18 protein-coding genes and 2 pseudogenes are annotated in these 20130 nt (G+C 68.8%); 15 read left to right on the forward strand and 5 right to left on the reverse strand.

What is annotated here, in order from left to right; translation table 11 throughout:
* Positions 1–92: 92 nt before the first annotated feature.
* The 5 genes and pseudogenes from C4U03_RS37235 to C4U03_RS43105 all read left to right on the forward strand — a co-directional run.
* The gene (locus C4U03_RS37235; protein WP_103944508.1) at positions 93–1151 is read left to right on the forward strand and encodes a class I SAM-dependent methyltransferase; all 1059 of its coding nucleotides are present in this window, start codon (positions 93–95) and stop codon (positions 1149–1151) included.
* Between the two features lie 251 nt (positions 1152–1402).
* Positions 1403–3130, forward strand: a complete 1728-nt coding sequence (oxc, locus tag C4U03_RS37240) for an oxalyl-CoA decarboxylase (RefSeq protein ID WP_103944509.1) — start codon at positions 1403–1405, stop codon at positions 3128–3130.
* A 30-nt stretch (positions 3131–3160) separates the two neighbouring features.
* Complete coding sequence (locus tag C4U03_RS37245; RefSeq protein ID WP_200827727.1) at positions 3161–4369, forward strand: CaiB/BaiF CoA transferase family protein; 1209 nt, start codon at positions 3161–3163, stop codon at positions 4367–4369.
* The gene (locus C4U03_RS37250) at positions 4362–5972 is read left to right on the forward strand and encodes an AMP-binding protein (protein WP_146087668.1); all 1611 of its coding nucleotides are present in this window, start codon (positions 4362–4364) and stop codon (positions 5970–5972) included. Before C4U03_RS37245 ends, C4U03_RS37250 begins: the two co-directional genes overlap by 8 nt.
* 686 nt (positions 5973–6658) lie before the next feature.
* Positions 6659–6799 (forward strand): annotated as a pseudogene (locus tag C4U03_RS43105) (transposase family protein); the annotation flags it as partial.
* A gap of 63 nt (positions 6800–6862) precedes the next feature.
* Here the strand turns inward: C4U03_RS43105 and C4U03_RS37260 are convergent.
* Positions 6863–8092: pseudogene (locus C4U03_RS37260) on the reverse strand (IS110 family RNA-guided transposase).
* Between the two features lie 343 nt (positions 8093–8435).
* Between C4U03_RS37260 and C4U03_RS43110 the strand changes: the two are divergent.
* Positions 8436–8645, forward strand: coding sequence for a transposase family protein (locus C4U03_RS43110; RefSeq protein ID WP_103944524.1), 210 nt, complete (start codon positions 8436–8438; stop codon positions 8643–8645).
* Positions 8646–8703: 58 nt separating this feature from the next.
* Here C4U03_RS43110 and C4U03_RS37270 read toward each other — a convergent pair whose 3' ends face one another.
* Positions 8704–9423 carry a GntR family transcriptional regulator gene (locus C4U03_RS37270; protein WP_103944511.1) on the reverse strand — a complete coding sequence of 240 codons (720 nt, stop codon included), beginning with the start codon at positions 9421–9423 and terminating at the stop codon, positions 8704–8706.
* Positions 9424–9588: 165 nt separating this feature from the next.
* Between C4U03_RS37270 and C4U03_RS37275 the strand changes: the two genes are divergently transcribed.
* From C4U03_RS37275 to C4U03_RS37300, 6 genes are read left to right on the forward strand one after another with little or no spacing between them, the layout of a single operon-like run.
* Entirely contained in the window at positions 9589–10680 is a 1092-nt protein-coding gene (locus C4U03_RS37275) for an extracellular solute-binding protein (RefSeq protein ID WP_103944512.1), read from the forward strand.
* Positions 10677–12401, forward strand: coding sequence for an ABC transporter permease (locus C4U03_RS37280; RefSeq protein WP_103944513.1), 1725 nt, complete (start codon positions 10677–10679; stop codon positions 12399–12401). Before C4U03_RS37275 ends, C4U03_RS37280 begins: the two co-directional genes overlap by 4 nt.
* Positions 12394–13509 (forward strand): ABC transporter ATP-binding protein, encoded by a 1116-nt coding sequence (locus tag C4U03_RS37285; protein WP_103944514.1) that lies wholly within the window; start codon positions 12394–12396, stop codon positions 13507–13509. The genes C4U03_RS37280 and C4U03_RS37285 overlap by 8 nt, the downstream gene beginning before the upstream one ends.
* Positions 13502–14338, forward strand: coding sequence for a cyclase family protein (locus C4U03_RS37290; protein WP_103944515.1), 837 nt, complete (start codon positions 13502–13504; stop codon positions 14336–14338). Before C4U03_RS37285 ends, C4U03_RS37290 begins: the two co-directional genes overlap by 8 nt.
* Complete coding sequence (locus tag C4U03_RS37295; RefSeq protein ID WP_103944516.1) at positions 14335–15582, forward strand: CaiB/BaiF CoA transferase family protein; 1248 nt, start codon at positions 14335–14337, stop codon at positions 15580–15582. Before C4U03_RS37290 ends, C4U03_RS37295 begins: the two co-directional genes overlap by 4 nt.
* The gene (locus C4U03_RS37300; protein WP_103944517.1) at positions 15575–16438 is read left to right on the forward strand and encodes an HpcH/HpaI aldolase/citrate lyase family protein; all 864 of its coding nucleotides are present in this window, start codon (positions 15575–15577) and stop codon (positions 16436–16438) included. The genes C4U03_RS37295 and C4U03_RS37300 overlap by 8 nt, the downstream gene beginning before the upstream one ends.
* A 159-nt stretch (positions 16439–16597) precedes the next feature.
* On the opposite strand, the gene C4U03_RS41520 is transcribed toward C4U03_RS37300, so the two are convergent.
* The 3 genes from C4U03_RS41520 to C4U03_RS37310 all read right to left on the reverse strand — a co-directional run bounded on the left by C4U03_RS41520 (position 16598) and on the right by C4U03_RS37310 (position 18025).
* Complete coding sequence (locus C4U03_RS41520; protein ID WP_200827728.1) at positions 16598–16798, reverse strand: hypothetical protein; 201 nt, start codon at positions 16796–16798, stop codon at positions 16598–16600.
* Between the two features lie 116 nt (positions 16799–16914).
* A complete protein-coding gene (locus tag C4U03_RS41525) occupies positions 16915–17373 on the reverse strand; it encodes a recombinase family protein (RefSeq protein WP_200827729.1) in 459 nt (152 codons plus the stop codon).
* A gap of 28 nt (positions 17374–17401) precedes the next feature.
* Positions 17402–18025, reverse strand: a complete 624-nt coding sequence (locus C4U03_RS37310; protein ID WP_103944518.1) for a TetR/AcrR family transcriptional regulator — start codon at positions 18023–18025, stop codon at positions 17402–17404.
* 140 nt (positions 18026–18165) lie between these two features.
* Between C4U03_RS37310 and C4U03_RS37315 the strand changes: the two genes are divergently transcribed.
* The 3 genes from C4U03_RS37315 to C4U03_RS37325 form a co-directional block, all read left to right on the forward strand.
* Positions 18166–19368, forward strand: coding sequence for an aromatic ring-hydroxylating oxygenase subunit alpha (locus C4U03_RS37315; RefSeq protein WP_103944519.1), 1203 nt, complete (start codon positions 18166–18168; stop codon positions 19366–19368).
* 70 nt (positions 19369–19438) lie between these two features.
* Complete coding sequence (locus C4U03_RS37320; RefSeq protein ID WP_160147228.1) at positions 19439–19735, forward strand: transposase; 297 nt, start codon at positions 19439–19441, stop codon at positions 19733–19735.
* A gap of 146 nt (positions 19736–19881) precedes the next feature.
* The coding region (locus C4U03_RS37325) for an IS3 family transposase (RefSeq protein ID WP_146087669.1) at positions 19882–20130 on the forward strand (249 nt) is incomplete at its 3' end.

Genomic DNA, 20130 nt, shown 5'->3' on the forward strand with positions numbered 1-20130 from the left:
GGCCGCCCGCGCATCTCCCGCCGCCCGCAGACGGGACGTGCAGCGGGCACCGTCACTGCTCACCAACGGCGAGGACTCTTTCCGTGACTGATATGACCACCGACCACACCGGCGTCGATGAACTGCGCGAGGCCGCCATCGCGGAACTGCGCTCCGCGGGCACGCTCGCCTCCCAGGAGGTCGAGGCCGCGTTCCGCGCGGTGCCGCGGCACACGTTCATCCCCGAGGCCGACCTCGCGACCGCATGGGCCCCCTACCGGGCGGTCGTGACCAAGCGCGACGAGCACGGCAACGCACTCAGCTCGGTGTCGGACATGCACGTCCAGTCCTACATGCTCACCGAGGCCCGGATCGAGCCGGGCATGAACGTTCTGGAGATCGGGTCCGGCGGCTACAACGCGGCGCTGATCGCCGAGCTCGTCGGCCCCGACGGCCGGGTAACGACCGTGGACATCGACGAGTGGGTGACCGACCGGGCCAGCCGCCTGCTGGACGCGGCCGGATACTCCTCCCGTGTGGAAGTGGTGCTCGCCGACGCCGAGGCCGGCATGCCAGACGGGGCGCCGTACGACCGGATCCTGGTCACCGTCGGCAGCTGGGACATCCCCCCAGCATGGACCGAGCAACTCGCCGACGACGGGCTGCTGGTGGTGCCGCTCGAACCCGGTCGGTCTGCCGCCCCTTGTCACACACGTTCGCGGCCGGCCACGAGACCGCCTTGCGGCTTTGGTCCGGAACTCGTGCACCAACTCCCACAACGCCTGCTCGCCCCTAGCCACCGCAGGGAACACCACGTCGCGGACCTGCTCGTCGGGGCGGCCAAGGCGGTCTCGGCGATGGGAGCAGGATGTTCTCCTTCCCGGTTGTCCTGTCTCAGCGAAATAGTCATCGCCAGGCGTTGCCGAGGACCAGGGCTGCTCGGGCGATGGCACCGATGCGGCTGGGCTGAGAGTGATGTGCCGCGTGGTGCGCCAGCGTTGCTTGAGGCGGGCGGCGGCGCGTTCGCCAGCACGCGGGAGTACGCCTTGTCGGCGGAGGGCCGCAGGCGGGTGCCCACGCCCGGAACGGGCCTGGGGGTGTGCGCGGAAGCTCGGTGCGCCGCACACGTGAGCCTTGGGATCGGTGGTAAGTCACGAAGGCGGCGCGCATAATGCGGGCTCCGACGGGGCAGTAAGCCCTGACACGTGTATCTGACATGACGGACAGGTCGAAGTCGACCTCTCCGGTGAGGTCCACAGGCGTTGCGCGCCGGGAGACCATGCGGTGCTCGCGGTTTCGGGCGGCGCGGCCTGGCCGCGTACCGGCTCGCGGGCGACAGCGGCCTCGGGGGCGGCCCAGTCCGTCGGGTGCGGGGCCGGAGAGCGGAGCCTCCGGAAAGCGAAGCAATCAGAAGGGGCTAGCCATGGCATCGAACGTCGCCGACACCGTCGCGCATCCCAACGGGGAGATCACCGACGGTTTCACGTTGACGATCGAAGCGTTGCGGGCCAACGGGGTCGAGAACATGTACGGGGTGGTCGGCATCCCGGTCACCGACCTCGCGCGCATCGCGCAGGCCAAGGGCATCCGGTACATCGGGTTCCGCAACGAGCAGGCCGCCGGGCACGCCGCGGCCGCGGCCGGATTCCTGACCGGACGGCCAGGGATCTGCCTGACGGTGTCGGCGCCCGGCTTCCTCAACGGGCTGGTGGCGCTGGCCAACGCCACCACCAACTGCTTTCCGATGATCCAGATCAGCGGGTCCAGCGAGCGCCATATCGTCGACCTGCAGCAGGGCGACTATGAGGAGCTCGACCAGTTCAACGCAGCCAGGCCCTTCGCGAAGGCCGCGTTCCGCGTGGACCGGCCCCAGGACATCGGCCTCGGCGTCGCCCGTGCCATCCGTGCCGCGGTGTCCGGGCGGCCGGGCGGGGTGTATCTGGACCTGCCGGCGGCGGTGCTCGGGGCCACGATCGCCGCCGAGGCGGGCCGGGCCTCGCTGGTCCGGGTGGTCGACCCGGCGCCCGCGCAGATCCCCGCGCCCGAGTCCGTCGCCAGGGCCCTGGATCTGCTGGCGCACGCCGAGCGTCCGCTCATCGTCCTCGGCAAGGGGGCCGCCTACGCCCGGGCCGACGAGGCGATCCGGTCGTTCGTGGAGACCACCGGCATCCCGTACCTGCCGATGTCGATGGCCAAGGGACTGCTGCCCGACGACCATCCCCAGTCGGCGGCCGCGGCCCGGTCCCTGGTGCTCGGGCACGCCGACGTGGTGATGCTCGTCGGCGCCCGGCTGAACTGGCTGCTCGCACACGGGCAGCCGCCGCGCTGGTCGGCGACGGCCAGGTTCATCCAGGTCGACGCCGACCCGGTGGAGATCGACAGCAACCGGCCGATCGACGCCCCGGTGGTCGGTGACATCGCCTCGGCGATGGCCGCGTTCACCGACGCCCTGCGGCCCGACCAGGTCACCGTGCCGGACGACTGGTGGAAGGCGATCAGGGCCCGCACCGCGCAGAACGTGGCGAAGATGCACGGCAGGCTCGCCGGCGACGGCGCCCGGATGAACTTCTCCACCGCGCTGGGCGCGATCCGCGACGTGCTGGACGGTCACCGTGACGTCTACCTCGTCAACGAGGGCGCCAACACGCTCGACTTCGGTCGCGACATCCTGCCGATGTACCTGCCGCGGCACCGGCTCGACTCCGGCACCTGGGGCGTCATGGGCGTCGGCATGGGCTACGCCATCGCCGCGGCGGTCGAATCGGGCAAGCCGGTCGTGGCGGTGGAGGGCGACAGCGCATTCGGGTTCAGCGGCATGGAGATCGAGACCATCTGCCGCTATCGGCTGCCGGTCGTCACGGTCATCTTCAACAACGGCGGCATCTACAAGGGCGACGAGGTGAACGCGAACTCGGCGGACCCCGCCCCCACCGTCCTGCTGCACTCCAGCCGCTACGACAAGCTCATCGCCGCGTTCGGCGGCACCGGCTACCAGGTCGACACTCCGGACGAACTCGACCACGCGCTGCGCGCGGCGCTGCGCTCCGACGGGCCGACCCTCATCAACGCCGTCATCGACCCGACCGCCGGCACCGAAAGCGGCCACCTGAGCAGCATGAACGTCACCAGCTCGCTGCAGCCGGCGCACTGACCGCACCACCGAGCCAAGGGAGCCGTCCCAGTGACCACGAAGATCACCGCGCATGGCGCCGCCACCCCGGCCCAGCACCTGAACCCCAGCAAGCCGCACGCACTGGAGCACATCACGGTCGTGGACTTCACCCGCGTCCTGGCGGGGCCGACATGCACCCGGATGCTCGCCGACGCCGGGGCGCGGATCATCAAGATCGAGCGCCCCGGAACCGGCGACGACACCCGCGCGATGGGCCCGTTCACCGCCGACGGCAGCTCGGAGTACTACCGGTTCGCCAACCTGGGCAAGGAGAGCATCGCGCTCGATCTGAAGGAGCCCGGCGACCTTGCCGTGGCCAAGGCGATGATCGCCAAGGCGGACGTCGTCGTGGAGAACTTCCGTCCCGGCGTGATGGCCAGGCTCGGTCTCGACCCGGCCGAGCTGGTCAGGGAGCATCCACGGCTGATCGTGTGCTCAATCTCGGGCTTCGGCCAGTACGGGCCGCTGCACATGCAGGCGGCCTACGACACGGTCATCCAGGCCATTTCCGGGATCATGGACGCCACCGGCGAGCCCGACGGCGGCCCCACCCGGGTCGGCACCTCCATCTCCGACATCCTGGGCGGTGTCTTCGGCTACTGCGGCATCGTCACCGCCCTGACGGCCAGGGAACGCACCGGCAAGGGGACCACCGTCGACGTCGCCATGCTCGACGCCACGTTCTCCACGATGGAACAGGGCCTCATGGACGCCCTCGGCATCCATCAGCGCCCGCACCGCATCGGAAACCGCCACCCTTCCATGGCGCCGTTCGACACGTTCGGCTGCGCCGACCGGCTCCTGGCGATCTGCGTCGGCAACGATCGTCTCTTCGGCGTCCTGGTGGACACTCTGGGCAGACCGGAGCTGGCCGAGGACTCCCGCTTCGCCACCAACGTCGACCGGACGAACAACCAGGCCGAGCTCAAGCACGCCATGGAGGAGGTGTTGCGGACCGACAAGGCCGCCGCCTGGCACGAGCGGCTGGAGGACGCGGGCGTGCCGGTCAGCCTGGTCCTCAACGTCGACGACACGCGCGGCCTCGAACACATCAAGGTACGCGGCATGGTCAAGGAGGTCGGCGGCTACCAGGTGCCCGGCAACCCGATCAAGTTCGGCGCGTACAACTCGATGGGTACCATGATCCCGTCGCCGGAGCTGGACGACCACGGTGCCGCGCTGCGCGCCGAGTTCGCCCCCGCGCCCGGCGATGGCTAGCCGGGCGGCCGGCGGCACCGCCGCCACGGCCCGGCCCGGCATGGCCGGGCTGATCGAGGACAGCATCCGCCGCGCGCCCGACCGGATCGCCCTCGGGGTGGCCGGCGGCGGCATGCGGCTGTCCTACCGGGAGCTGGGCCGGCTGGTGCGAGCGCTGGCGTCCCGGCTCACGGAGGCCGGGATCAACCGGGCAGACCCGATCGGCATCTACTGCGACAACCGCCCGGAGTTCGTCCTCGCGCTCCTTGCCGCCTGGACGACCGGGGCGGTGGCCGTCCCGATAGATCCGGAACTGACGGGCGTCGAGGTGCACACGCGCCTGGCCGCGGTCGACGCCAAGGCCGTCCTGCTCGCGCATCACCTGCGCGAGAGCTATCCCGCCGACGCGGACGCCCGCCCGGCATGGGTGATCGACATCGACGCCGCGCGCGCCGAGGTGGCCGTCACCGACGTCCGCCACGGTCATGGCGTCGACCGGACCGCGCCGTCGCCCGCGCGGGCGACGCCGGGCGGCGGCCCCGGCGATGCCGACGCCCCGGCCGTGCTGCTGTTCACCACGGGAAGCACCGGCACACCCAAAATCGTGCCGCTCACCCACGCCAATCTGGCTGCCTCCGTCGCCGGCATCCTGTCGGCCTACCATCTGGGACCCGACGACGCGACCCTGGTGATCATGCCGCTGTTCCACGGCCACGGCCTCATCGCCGGCCTGCTCGCCACCCTCGCCAGTCGCGGCGCCGCCCACCTCCCAGCCGGCGGGCGCTTCTCCGCGCACCTGTTCTGGGACGAGACCGCCGACGCGAAGGCGACCTGGTACACCGCCGTGCCCACCGTCCACCAGATCCTGCTGGCCCGCGCCGACACCGACTACCCGGCCGACGCCCCTCCCCCGCTGCGGTTCATCCGCAGCTGCAGCGCGCCGCTCGCACCCGCCGTGCTGCACAGGACGCGGGAACGATTCGGCGCGCCGGTGATCCCCGCCTACGGCATGACCGAGACCGCGCACCAGGCCACATCCAATCCGCTTCCGCCTGACGGCGCCTGCAAGGACGCCTCCGTAGGACACCCCACCGGTCTGGAGCTTCGCGTCACCACCGCCCACGGCACCCCGGCCGCCGTCGGCGAGACCGGCGAGGTGCACGTACGCGGACCCGCGCTCACCGGCGGCTACCTCAACGATCCCCAAGCCACTGCCGCGGCCTTCACCGACGGGTGGTTCCGCACCGGCGACCTCGGACATCTGGACAGCGACGGTTACCTGTTCCTCAGCGGACGCACGAAAGACCTGATCAACCGCGGCGGCGAGAAGATCGCTCCGCACACCGTCGAGGCGGTGCTGCTCGCCCACCCCGCCGTTCAGGACGCGCTGGCGTTCGCGGTACCCGACGCCAAGTATGGCGAGGAGATCAATGCCGCCGTCATTCTCCGGCCCCGAGGCCACACCACCCAGGCCGACCTGCAACAGCACTGCCGGGCCCGGCTCTCGGACTTCGAGATCCCCAAGAGGATCCACTTCCTCGACCGCTTTCCCCGCACCGCCAAAGGCGACAGCGACCGCCGCGCCCTCGCCGCCGAACTCACCCGCGACCAACCGGCGTCATAGCACGGGCGCCCAAAGCCACAAGGCCGCTCCGAGGAGCCGCACCACATCCTATGGACGCTGGCCTGCTCTCGATACTGGGAGGCTCTGGGACAGTTTCCGGTCGACCTGCGGTTTTGTCAGATGCTGTCACCATGGATTGCCACATAGTGTCATCAGCTGTGACCTGCGGACTCTCTGGGTTGGCTGCACCGAATGCGGCTCATTGAGCTGTTTCCATCCTGATCGTGCTGGTCACAGGGTGGTTGCAGGACGGGCAACCCGATCATGAAGCAGTGAAGCTCCTGGTAGATGCGGAGTCGACCAAAACGACCGCCCCGCCAGGAGCTTGGGGTGTTGTTCTACCGTGCCGCCCTCGATCTGTCGCCCCAGACCTGCACCTTCGTGGCTGACCTCATCCGCGGCCACCGCCGCCCGATCGGCTCGCGGTGGCGGGCGCTGCCGCCCGGCCGCCAGGCGCTGCCGGCAGCTGGTCCATCTGCGCCGTAATGGGACCTTCCCCGCCCTGGTCGCCGCGTTCGATATCGGGGTGGCCACCGCCCACCGCCACGTCACCGAGGTGATCGCGCTGCCGGCTAAGGCGACGCCCGACCTGCGGCAGGTGATGCGGACCGCCCGACGCATGGCGTACGTGATCCTGGACGGCACCCTCGCCGGAACCGACCGGCTGTCGGGAGCAAAACGACCGGCTGTACTACTCGGGGAAACATCACCGGCACGGCGTCAACATCCAGTTCCTCACCGACCCGCACGGCCGGCTGATCTGGGCCTCCCCGGCACTGCCCGGCAGCTTCCACGACCTGACCGCCGCCCGCACCCACGGCATCGTCCAGAGCCTGACCAGGTGGGCGATCGCCTGCTCCGCCGACAAGACGTCCCATGCGGTTAGCGTGTCAAGCCGCTGCCAGGGGGCGGGGTGTGAACGCGGCGGCCTCCTGGTAGGGCTGTCGGGTGTGCAGACAGTGGTGCAGGCAGCCCAGCAGGCGGTTGAAGGTGTTGCGCAGTGCGGCGGTGTGGCTGTCACCGGCCTGGCGTCGTCGCTGGTAGTGGGCGTGAGCACCGGGTGAGGCGGTCAGGGCCGAAAACGCCCACTGGTAGCCGGCGGTGGCCAGTCGCTGGTTCTTGACGCGCCGGTGCATCACGATCACCCTCTTGCCCGAGGCGCGGGTGACCGGGGCCGCCCGGCGTAGGCTTTGAGGGATCTGGCATCGGTGAACCGCGAGCGGTCATCGCCGATCTCGGCGAGCACCCGGGCGTCGGTGAGTCGACCGAGACCGGGCAGGCTGGTGATGATCTCGGCGTCTGGGTGCTGGTCAAAAGTCTCTTCGGCGGCTGCGGCGAGCTCGTCGGCGTTGACGCAGGCGGTGTCGAGGGCCCGCAGCAGCGCCACCGCCCGGCGGCCCATCGCCTGCACGGGCCAGCGGTGGCTGGCGCAGGTGCTCGCTGGTCAACGCCTGGTGGATGTGGGCCGCCCGAGCGGTCACGCCGCGTTGCCGGCCGGCCTGGCGCAGCAGGTCGGCGATCTGCTCGACCGACAGTGCCGCAGCGTCGGCCGGTGTCGGCGCGGCCGCCAAAATCGCGCGTGCTTCGGGTCGCATGATGCCGCCTCGGGCGTCACGGAACGCCGCCAGGAAGGCCGGGTAGTACTCGCGCAGCAGCGACCGCAGCTTGTTGTGCGCTTGGGTGCGGTCCCACACGGCGTCCTGCTGGGCGCGTGCCAGCACGGCGACCGCTTGGGCGAGTTCGGAGTCGGCCGGCAACGGCCGGTGTGCGGCCATGTCGGTGCGCAAGATGTTGGCCAGTACCATCGCGTCGGCATGGTCGGACTTCTTGCGTGAGACCGTGTGCCGTTCCCGGTAGCGGGCCACCGCCATCGGGTTGATGACGAACACCGGCCGCCCACTGGCCCGCAGGCAGGACACCAACAACCCCCGTGAGGTCTCGATCGCCACCGGGATACGGGCGTCTGGGCCGTCACCGGCCTGGGCGAGCATCTCCAGCAGGTGCCCAAACCCGGCCGCGTCATCGCCGATGCGCCGCCGGGCCACCAGCCTGCCGTCGCCATCGACGATCGCCACGTCGTGGTGCTGCTCGGACCAGTCGATCCCGCAGAACACCGCCATAGGCATCACCCCAGGTCATCACGGTTGCGCTTTCGCCGGCTGCGATCACGCCGCGGCCTAATGACAGGACTCGCGGTCCACCATCCCACCAGCGGTTCGTGACCTCAGACCCCCGCAGGCCCTCCCACTTGTTCAAGGGCTCACCGGCCCCGGCACACGCAAGAGGCGACTCCGCGAGCGGCTCAAGCCACGAATACCAAGGACCCGACCCCGCCATGGCCTGAACACGGATAGACCGCTCTTGTCGCAGCGCTACCAGCGCCGCCTACTCGCCAGGTCTCCACCGCCAACCACGGGGCCGGGCCTACCTGCTCATTAGACGTACTGCGGCGCAGGAGGCGCCATCGGTACCCCGTTCAAGCGCCGCAAGCACCGCAGGCTCGGCACACGCAAGAGGCTGTTCAACCGGCACCACGCCCAGGTCCGCGCCCTCGGCGAACAGGGCGCCGCCACCCTCAAGGACTGGCACGTCCTCCGCAAGGCCCGCTGCTCACCAGCCCGGATCACCACCATCGTCCAGGTCATCCTGGCCCTGCACCATCACACCAACTGAGGTTGGAAACAGCTCACTGGCTCGGCTCCGCCTGCCAGAACTCCTCCACCCAATGGACTCAGTCGTCCCCGGGGAGGTTTCCGGCGAGGTCGCGCATCGCACTCTGTGCGCGTTCGATTGCTATGCGTTCAGCGCGTTCGGGGTCGTGGGCGCGGATGGCGTCGAGGGTGCTGCGGTGGCTCTCCCATCGCGAACGACCGAAGGTGGGATCCTTGCGCAAGCGGTCCACTGAGCGCTTGCGACGTTCGACGCTTGAAAGAGCGCGTGTCTGCTCGAAGAGCCGGATCAGAACGGGATTGTGGGTGCTGGCTAGTACGGCGGCGTTGAACTGTTGCACGCTGGCGTACAGGTTTTCGGCGTGTCCGTCGATGGGCAGGCCTTCGGCCACGCGGGCAGCATAGAGCCGGGTCTGGTCTTCGGCTGCGTCGAGTAGTCGAGTCAGATGCGCGATGTCGGCGTCGGTCGCGTGGACGGCCGCCAGCCGTGCCACCAAGCCGCGGAGGGCGACCTCCACCTCAGCCAGTTGCTGCGGGGTGCCACTCACGCTTGCAGCAACGCAGACGGTCCGCGGGCTCTTGCGTTCGAGGAGGCCGTCGGCCTCAAGGCGCTTGATGGCCTCGCGGACCGGAGTGGGGCTCACAGAGAGCCGCTCCGCAAGCCCGCGTTCGGTCACCCGCTCCCCCGGCGCAAGCGCACCTTCGACGATCAGGTCTCGCAGGCGTCGGTACGCGCGTTCAGCCAGCGATGTCGAATCGAGGCCACTGAGCTGATCTTGCACCTTTCCTCCTGGTGGTCGGAGCAAGCATAGATCGCAACAGCATGAAGCAGAGGTTCCATCGATGCTATTGCAAAAGGCATCGACGTGGCATAGGGTCCACTGCGACCCCCGGTGTGACGTGCGTCATGTCTCTGGCCGGGGCTCCACAAGGAGAGGTCGAAGCACATGAGGTTGGTTTCCCGAGGCGCAGCGACCGCCCTGTCTGCTGCGCTGATGCTGTCCGCTTGCAGCAACGGAGGGGGCGAGCCGAAGATCGTCGCCGACACGTCTCGGCCTTCCGAGATCTCGGCCGACACGGTCTCTAAGGCCGAGGCAGAGGGTGAGGTCGTGGTTTACACCAACTCGCCGGACGAGCTTTGGGACGCGCTGATCCCCAAGTTCAAGAAGGCCTATCCCGGGATCAAGATCTCGCCGGTAAGCCTCAACGGCCCGGAACTGGTCCAGCGGCTGCGCTCGGAGCAGAAGTCCGGGGCAGCCACGGCTGACCTGGTGATCGACAGCTCGCCGAGCACGCTGTTCGACCTGGCGGACACCCTCGAGGCACGCGATTCGGTGTTCGACGCTGATCTGCCGGACTATGCCAATCCTCGACCGGGGGTCTACGCGATCTCCGCGGACCCGTCGATCATCGTCTACAACAAGGCGGCCGTCGGCGACAACCCGCCTGAGTCGCTCGCCGACGTCGCGGCCATGGCCGACGACAAACCGGGCAAGCTCGCGACGTACGACATCGACAGCGAGAACGGCTATGCGCAGATGTGGACGTTCGCTGAGCAGCGCGGCGATGCTTGGACCCTGTACGACCAGTTGGCCCCCGCGACACGGTACGAGCTCAACGGCGGCTCGATGACCCAGAAGATTGCGCAGGGCGAGTACGTCGCCGGCTACTTCCAGTCTGGGTTGGTCCGTGGCCTGCTCAAGCCCGGCGGACTCGACTCCATCGTCGGCTGGAGCTACGAGAAGGACGGCACCACCGTGGTGCCCCGCTACTCCGCCGTGGTCCAGGGCGCCGCTCACCCCAGCGCCGCCGCCCTGCTCCAGGACTACCTTCTCTCGGCGCCTGGTCAGACGGTTGCCTGTTCCAGCGGGCTGACCGCCGTTCGTGACGACGTCGCGGACACCTGTGGCGACTTCGCCGTCAAGACCGTCGTGGACGAGGTCGGCCAGGACAACATCTTGATGGTTCCTCTGGAGGAGACGATGCGGACTGAGAAGCCGGACTTCGTCGCTCGGCTGGAGAAGGCTCGGGGCAAGTGACGCTCTCGACATCGCTCCGTCCGCGTCGTGGCCGGCACAGTGGTGCCGCGCGGACGGACCGGCTGATCCAGTGGGGCACCTGGCTGCTGGTCGTCGTGCTGATCTTCGGTCCGATCGTGCCCGTCGTCTATGCCGGGTTCGTCGACCGGCCTCTGTACGAGTCCGGCGGTGTGCTGACCCTGGACAACTTCGGCGCCCTTGGCGAAGATCCGGCCTTCTGGTCGGCGCTGCGCAACACGGCACTCTTCGCGTTGATGGCGGCGGTGCCCGGGGTGTTGATCGGTGCTGGTCTTGCGGTGCTGGTCGCACGCACCGATCTGCCGATGCAGCGCTTCTTCGGCGTCGTGCTTGTCGCGCCCCTGCTGTTCCCTGGGCTCGGCGTGACCCTCGGCTGGGTCACCATGTACTCGCCCAGCGGCTTCGTCTCGACCTGGGTGGCCGAGCACTTCGGCTCCACGCCGTGGAACCTGTACTCCCTGCCCGGCATGGCGATCGTCACCCTCGAGAAGTCTGTCCCGCTTGTCTACCTGATGGTCCGTGCTCGCCTGTCCTCTCTCGACACCTCCATCGAGAGCGCGGCGCTCACCGCAGGTGCCCGTCCCCTCCGGGTGCTGTGGACCATCACCCTGCCGATGCTGCGCCCCGCCCTGCTCACGGCAGCGATCCTGATCGTGATGATCGCCTTCGAGACGCTCGGACTGCCGTTGATCCTCGGAGGCCCGGTCGACATCGATACCCTATCGACCTACCTCTACCGGACGTGGACCACCGATCCCGCGCGACAGGGAACGGTTTCTGCGGCAGCCTCGGGCCTCCTGCTGCTCGTGACGATCCTGCTGTGGCTGCGGACCCGGGTCGAGGGAGACGCCAGCCGCTACGCGACCGCGGCCGGCAAGGCCACGGCCACTCGCCGCCTCCACCTGGGTCCCCTGCGGTGGCCGCTGGCCATCCTCATCAGCAGCTACGTGGTGGTGGCGATCGTCCTGCCCGTGGTCGGCCTCGTGATGACATCGGTCACCTACATCTTCACGCCGGCGGTATCACCCTGGGACGTCCTGACGAGCCGACACTTCGAGACGGTCTTCACCAACGACTCGTTGTTCCGCTCGATCACCAACAGCCTCCTGATCGGCGTGGTCGGGTCGGTGCTTGCAACAACAGGGCTGGCGACCGCTGCGCTGGTCGCCCACCGGTCACGGTTCCGCCTGCGCTCGACGCTCACGCCGATCCTGTTCTACCCGCGTGCTCTGCCGGGCATCGTGGTCGGCGTCGGGATCTTTTGGAGCTTCGTCCTTCTGACGCCGTTGGAGCCACTGCGAACGACCGTGTGGGGCATCATGCTGGCCTTCATCGTGCGCAACACGGCCATCGGCTACGCCGCGATCCAGTCCAGCCTGTTGGCGATCAGCACCGAACTGGATGCCGCAGCCCGTACCAGCGGCGCCACCTGGTTCAAGACATGCCGAACGATCGTCGTCCCGCTGCTGCGGCCAGCTCTCGCTGGCTCCCTCATCTTGATGTTCGTCTCGATCCTCAACGACTACGACCCTGCGGTGTTCCTCGTGACCACCGGCAACGAGGTGCTCGGCGTCACCATGCTCAAGCAGTGGGCGGCAGGCTTCGCCGGACCAGTCGCCGCCCTCGGGATCATCCAAATCGCCATCACTGCGTTCGCGGTAACGATCGGGCGTCTGGCCTGGGGAGTGAAGCTTCATGCCTGAAATCAACGTGTCGGCGCTCGGCCTCGACTACGCCGCAAAGACCGCCATCGACGATATCTCCTTCACCGCCCGTGAGGGCGAGTTCCTGACCCTGCTCGGACCCAGTGGATGCGGGAAGACCACCACCCTGATGTCGATCGCCGGACTGGTACAGCCGACGCGGGGATCGATCACCTGCGGGGCCGACGTCCTCTTCGACAGCCAGCGGTCCATCGACCGGCCCCCGGAGCGGCGCAACTGCGGCGTCGTCTTCCAGTCCTACGCCATCTGGCCGCACATGTCGGTGGCCGACAACGTCGCCTACCCATTGCGTCTGCGCAAGGTCGGCAAGGCGGAGATCGCCAAACGGGTGCAAGAGGCACTCGCCATGGTCGAACTGGCAGCTTTGGCGGAGCGGTATCCGCACCAGCTGTCGGGCGGACAGCAGCAGCGGGTGGCGCTCGCACGTGCGATCACCTACGGTCCGGGCGTCCTGCTGCTGGATGAGCCGCTGTCCAACCTCGATGCGAAACTGCGGGAGCAGGCGCGGATCTGGCTCAAGGAGTTCCAGACGTCGGTCGGTCTGACCACCATCTTCGTCACGCACGACCAGGACGAAGCGTTGGCGCTCAGCGACCGGGTCATCGTGATGAACGACGGGCACATCGAGCAGGTCGGAACTCCGGAGGAGATCTACCAACGGCCGGCTTCGCCCTTCGTGGCGTCGTTCCTCGGATCTGCCAACCTCCTGGCCGGCACGGTCCTCGGCACCGCTGGTGGCCTCACCCAGGTCCGGCTCCAGGACAGTGGACAGACGGTCTCCGTGGGAGCGGACAGTCTCGCCGGTGACGTGCTGGTGATGATCCGTCCTGAGGACGTGGAGCTGTTCTCCGACACCAACGCCGCCGACCACGCAACCCTGCAAGGGACGCTGGCCTCCCGCACCTTCGTCGGCTCCTCCTACCGCTACATCATCGACTGCGGCGGACAGAAGCTGAGCGTCGCCTCACGCGAGCGGTGGGAACCGGGCCCGGTGAGGCTGCGCTTCGCCCCCGAGCGGGCGCGGCTCTTCCCCCACGCCTCGGCCACGGCCGTGCCCACCCTTACTGAGGAGCTCTCCCATGCTTGAGGAGACACAGGCGGCGCTCGGCGCCCTTCTCGGACGATCAGTCCAGGCCTTCGACCTGTCCCAGCCGCTCGAGAACGGCATGCCGTGCTCGCCCAGCCATCCCGGGTTCCACATGGCGCTGATGCGCCGACATGGCGACCTGATGCGGGGCGCCGGCTCAGGATCGAACGAGATCATCACCTTCGGTGGTCACGTGGGGACCCACGTCGACGCCCTGGCCCACGTCGCCGCCCACGGCCAACTGCACGGAGGCATCGACGCCGTTGCCAACAGCGTAGGTGGCCGCCACCGGCAGCTGGGCGCAGAGACCATCCCGCCGACGCTGTGCCGGGGTCGGCTACTGGACATCCCCCGCGTCCTCGGCCAGGGACGACTCCTGGCGGGCTACGGCGTCACCGTCGACGACCTTCAGGCCGCCGCCGGAACGACGCCTATCGAACCCGGTGACGTCGTCCTCGTGAGAACCGGGTGGCCGCAGGTCTACCACGAGTCTGAAACCTATATAGGGCACCGCGAAGGCGCGCCGGGGGTGACCGGCCCCGCCGCCGAATGGCTCGCCAACCACGGTGTGCGGGCAGTCGGCTCAGACACCATCGCCTTCGACCAGATCCTGCCCGGTCTCGGACACTCACAGATGCCTGCCCATCACATCCTGCTGGTCCAACGCGGCATCCACATCATCGAGGTGCTCAACCTCGAGGAACTGGCCGAACACGGCGCCGCGGAGTTCTGGTTCCTGATGATCCCGCTGCGCCTCGTCGGCGCCACCGGATCACCCGTCCGTCCCCTCGCCATCGTCGACCCGACATCACTGGAGACCAGCCGATGAGCGCCCTTCTTCCCCGGCCCTTCGACCCCGCCGCCGTCGGCCCGCTCGAGGGCTGCCGCGTGCTGGACCTGAGCCGCCTCGTCTCAGGCGGGCACTGCGGCATGGTGCTGGCCGACCTCGGCGCCGACGTGATCAAGATCGAACGGCCTGACGGCGGTGACGAACTGCGTGGCGGCCGCATCGCAGGAGTCGCAGCTTTCTGGACCGTCTACAACCGCAACAAGCGGTCGGTCAGCCTCAACCTCAAGTCCGAGGATGGCCGCCGGATCCTCCTCGACCTGATACAGAACGCCGATGCGCTGCTGGAGAACTTCCGACCTGGCACCTTGGAGAAGCTGGGCCTCGGCCCCGACGTGCTGCTGGAAGCGAACCCGCGGCTGGTGATCACTCGCATCTCGGGGTGGGGCCAAACCGGGCCCTACTGCCAGATGCCCGGATTCGGCACCCTGGCCGAGGCCGTGTCCGGGTTCATGCATCGCAACGGTTTCGCCGACCGGCCTCCGGCGCCGCCTCCGACGGCGCTCGCCGACATGGTGGCTGGCCTCTATGCCGCGACGGCGACAGTCGCCGCTGTGCTCCATGCACGAGGCGGGGGCCCCGGTCAGACCATCGACGTGTCCCTGTTCGAACCCTTGGCCTCGATCATGGGCCCCGACGCGTTGCTCGACCAGCTCGGCCACCTGCCGACGCGTGGGGAAGGCACTCGCGCCTCATCCGTCAAGGGCGTCTTCCGGACCTCGGACGACAAGTGGCTGGCGCTGTCCGCAGGAGCAGAGAGGATCGTGAAGAGCCTGTTCGCCGCGATCGGTGAACCCGACGTTCTCGACGACCCGCGGTACAGCGGATACCAGGCCCGACTTGATCACCGGGACGAGATCAATGCGATCATCGGACGGTGGATCGAGAACCGTACCTCGGCCCAGGTGCTGGAGGTCTTGCGCGACCAGGGCGTCACGATCGCACCCGTGCTGTCCATGGCGGATGCCCGCCAGGACCCCCACTTCCTCGCCCGTGAGGTCTACGTCGATGTCCCCGGGCGCGATGGAGAACCGGAAACGATCGCCATGCACAACGTCGTTCCCCGCATGTCCGCAACACCCTCGGGTCTACGTCGGCCAGCGCCGAGGCTGGGAGAGCACAACGACGAAGTGCTCGCCGAGATCGGCGTGTCTGAAGAGGCGATGCGCGATCTCGTCGCCCGCGGCGTCCTCGGCAAGAAGGCGACGGAGGCCGGCGATGCCTGATCCCGTAGGGAACGCGGTGTGGCGGTCGCTGCTCTATGTCCCGGCCAACCGCGACCGGTTCGTCCGCAGCGCCGTGTCCTCCAGCGCAGATGCCGTGATCCTCGACCTGGAAGACGCTGTCCCAGCCGAGCACAAGGCTGCCGCAAGGGAACAGTTGTCGGGCGCCGTGGCGGCCTTGCGTCAGGGCACGGCGGCCGTGCTGGTCAGGGTCAACCGCCCGTGGACCGCCATGATCCCCGACCTGGAGGCAGCCGTGCAGGCTGGTGTTGACGGCGTGATCATCCCCAAGAGCGACGACGCCGGCATGATCCGCACCGTCGACCAAGCACTGTGCGAGCTAGAAGGAGACACAGCTGGTGCGCCGACGAAGGTCATTCCGCTCATTGAATCCGCCCGCGGAGTGCGTCGGGTCGATGAGATCGTCGACGCCAGTACTCGCGTCATCGCGGCATCCACCGGAATCGGCGACCTCTGCCTGGACCTCAGGGCCTCCCCTGACAGCACAGCAGTCACGCACGCCTTCACCGAAGTCGTCCAGGCGACAAAGGCGGCCGGCCGCACACCGCTGGGGCTCGCCGGACTCATCGTCTCCTTCACCGACATCGATCAGTTCCGCGCACTGGCCGCCACGTCGCGGGCCATCGGCAGCACCGGCGCCTCCTGCATCCACCCACGCCAGATCGGCACACTGAACGAGGTGTTCGGGCCATCGCCCGACGAGATCGACGGCGCCCGACGCGTGGTGTCGGCCTATGAAGAAGCTGCCGCCGAAGGGCGTGGTTCGGTCATGCTCGGAGACATCTTCATCGACAACGCGAACTACCGGTACGCCAAGGAACTTCTCGAGCGGGTGTGACCACCAACCGGGCTCATAAGAGATCGACGCACCAAGAGCTAGGAGTCCGGGGTTGATGCTGGTGAGCTCGCGTAATCGTCCAGCGGTTGGCGCTGAGAACGATCATGGTCAGGGTGGGAGGGTGCTGATCCGGTTCTCGTACTCGCGGCGGGCCTTGCGCTAGGCCAGGACCGCCGGGATGCCCTGGCCACCGTCGAGCGGCTCGCAGCGGGTGAGGAGTTGGCGGTGCACGGCGGGGACGGCGCTGACGCGCAGGGTGTAGCCCTGGCCGCGCCGTACGGTCACCCCCTGGTCGAGCGCAGCCCGCTCGGCGGGCTCCAGGTCGGTCGCGCGGGGGAAACCGGCGACCTTGCCCGGCATGTCGAGGGTGACCGGCAGCTCCGGAGCGGGGGCGTCCTCCTCGATGGCGGTGTGGTCGGGCAGGAGGTCGGCGACGGCGGTGCGGATCGCGCCGCGGCTGACGTCGTGGTCGCGGGCTAGGCGGCGATGGAGCGGCCTTCCAGGTACGCGGTGCGGACGTCGCCGGTCTTGTCGGCCGGGACGGCGGGGCGGCGTCCGCCCTTGCTGCCCTTGGCCTTGGCGGCGCGCAGTCCGTCGTAGGTCAGTTCGCGCTGGAGGTCGCGCTGGAGTTCGCCGGCGGCGGCGAGGGTCTGCGCCATGAACTTCACGGTGGACAGTAGTTCTCCGGTGCGCGGGTGGCGGGCGGTGAGGTCCATGGCGGAGAACGCGCCGTCGTGGATGCGCAGGGCGAGCCGGTCGCGGTGCAGGACGTCGAGCACGTCGAGGATGTGCCCGGTGCCGCGTACGAGGCGGAACATCTCGGAGAAGTGCACGGTGTCCCCGGGCCGGGCGTAGTCGAGGAGCGCGCGGGGTGCGGCCGGTGCGAGCGCCGGTGGCGGGCTCGCGGTCGCGACCGAGACGCGGGAAGGGCACACCGGCCATGCGTGCGGGGCCGGGGCGGGGTCAGCCGCCGTCCGCTGTGGCGGGCGAGGGGGAGTGGAGAAGTCTGCTGAACCAGCGGCGGAGGTAGGCGCGGAACTCCTCCGGCGACCGGGGCGGATGGCCGGGGTCTATGACGAAGGACTGCAGCAGCCGGAGCATGAGTTCGACGAGTTCGTCCAGGTCGGTGGCGGTGTAATCGCGGGCGGTCCAGTCGATGTCGAAGCGGGTGAGGATCATGCGGCCGAGCGCCATCGCGGTGGGCGAGGTGATGCTCTGGGTGAAGGTGCCGGTATGGCCGCTGGCCAGCAGGATCCCGAGGTACGGATCGTTTGGCAGTTCTTGGATCGTATGGAGCATGCCCTCGGCCAGGATTTCGGCGTCGCCGCTGATGGGGGCGACGTGGGCGGCGAGCCGGTCCAGGAAGTCGCCGACGGCGTGCTGGGCGGCGGCCACGAGTAGTTCCTCAGTGCCGGCGAAGTAGAAGTAGACGGTTTGCCGGGTGACGCCGAGTTCCTTGGCGACGTCGGCCAGGCGGGTCTTGGCCCCGTACCGGTCGATGCACCGCATCGTCGCCTCGATGATCCGGCCTCGGGCCTCGACGTCGTCGCCCGGCTGGTCACCGCGCCATCCATGCGTCCTGGCCATCGCGCGCCGCCTCCGATCCACCTGCCGTCGTTCCCGGACGGATCCCTGCGATCCTAAGGGGCCGCGATCGGCCCCGGTCCGCGCACAGGGCCGCCGAGCGCTCTTGACTAGACGACTACCATTATATGTATGGTCGTTTTATGACGGACATCGCCGTGCCCCCCGGCCGCTCCGCCGCGCCGCTGGACGAATCGCTGACCGACCGCGCCCTGGACATCGCCGTGCGCAAGACGACGGAGATGGCCGACAGCACCCTGGCGGTGCCGCTGTCGTACTACCGCGATCCCGCCCTGTACGAGCGCGAGCTCGCGCTGCTCAAGACCACCCCGCTCGCCATCGGGCAGAGCGCGCAGCTCACCGAGCCGCACGCCTATTTCGTCCGCACGGTCCTGGGCAGTTCGCTGCTGGTCACCCGGGACGCCGACGGCAAGGCGCACGTCTTCCTCAACTACTGCCGCCATCGCGGCGCCCGTCCCGCCGAAGGTGAGGGCGTCGCGCGCCGCTTCACCTGCCCGTACCACGCCTGGTCCTACGACTCCAAGGGCTGCCTGGCCTCGTTCCCCGGCCGGGCCGGCTTCCCGAACCTGGACAAGAGCCGCTACGGCCTGGTCGAACTCCCCTCGCAGGAGCGCCACGGGTTCGTGTGGGCGGTGCTGACCGCCGGCGCCCCGCTGGACCTGGACGCCCACCTCGGCCCGCTGGACGCCGAGCTCGCCCAGTGGAGGTACCAGGACTACGGCTACCTGACGGCCCGGGAGTTCACCTCAGGTGTGAGCTGGAAGGGCGCGCTGGAGGCCTTCGCGGAGGGCTACCACTTCCCCTTCGTCCACGGCGAGAGCGTCATCGGCCAGAACACCCTGGCCGACACCTCGATCCACGACACCTTCGGCCGGCACCACCGGATGGGCTTCCCCTTCAACTGGATCACCGCCCTCGCCGACGCCCCCGGCGAAGCGACGCGGCCCGACCGCACCCCGAGCGCGAACATGGGCATCATCTACTGGATCTATCCCAACCTCATCCTGGCCAACAGCATGGTCGGTGTGGAGATCATCGACATGCTCCCCCACGACGCGCCGACCACCTGCACCGTGCGGCACAGCTGGATGGGCGTCACCCCCGCCACGGACGAGGTGACCACGGCCATGTACCAGGACGTGTACGAACAGGTCCACGCCGCCGTCCGCGACGAGGACTTCCTCATGCTGCCCAGCTGCGGCGACGGCGTCCGCAACGGCCAGCACGACCACATGCTCATCGGCCGCAACGAGATCGGCGTCCAGCACATGATCCGCACCATGGCCGACGTCCTGGACATCGCCCTCGACACCGATCGCCTCTAGGATGAGCTTCCCCCTGTAGCACGGACTGCTGACCTGAGGTCACCTGTGATCATCAGGAAGGATGTCCGCCATGCCCTCACCGCACCCACCCGAGTTCCGCCGCCGCGCCGTCGAGCTGGCGCGCCAGGGTGACAAACCGCTCGTCCAGCTCGCCAAGGACCTGGGAATCAGCCGTTCCTGTCTGCAGAACCGGGTCAGCCAGGCCGACGCCGATGACGGCCAAAGCGGCGAGTCCGGTCGGCTGACGAGCACTGAGAAGAAGGAACTGGCCGAACTGCGGCGCCGTAACCGGCAGCTGGAGACCGAAAACGAGATCTTCAAGCGGGCCGCCGCCTACTTCGCCCGCGAAAACGTCTTCCCAAAGTAATCTACTCGCTGGTCCGTGAACTCGCCGCCGACTCAATCCCGGTCGCGGTGGCCTGCCGGGTATTGAACGTCTCCACCTCGGGATACTACGACTGGCTCGGGCGGCCCGAATCACCGCGTGCTCTGCGCAACAAGGAACCGGCGAAGATGATCCGCGAAATCCATGCAGAATCGCGCGGCAGCCATGGCTCGCCACGGGTACATGCCGAGCCGGCGCTCGGGCTGGGCGAGCAGGTGAACCGCAAGCGGGTGGAGCGGCTGATGCGCCGGGCCGGGCTGCAGGGCGTCTACCGGCGGCGAGGGCGCCGCGACCTGGTGAACGCCGCGACGGAGGAGGACCTGGTGCAGCGCCACTTCGACGTCGCCGGCCCCGACCGGCTGTGGCTCACCGATATT

This window comes from Thermomonospora echinospora (assembly GCF_900108175.1).
GTDB classification, from domain to species: domain Bacteria; phylum Actinomycetota; class Actinomycetes; order Streptosporangiales; family Streptosporangiaceae; genus Thermomonospora; species Thermomonospora echinospora.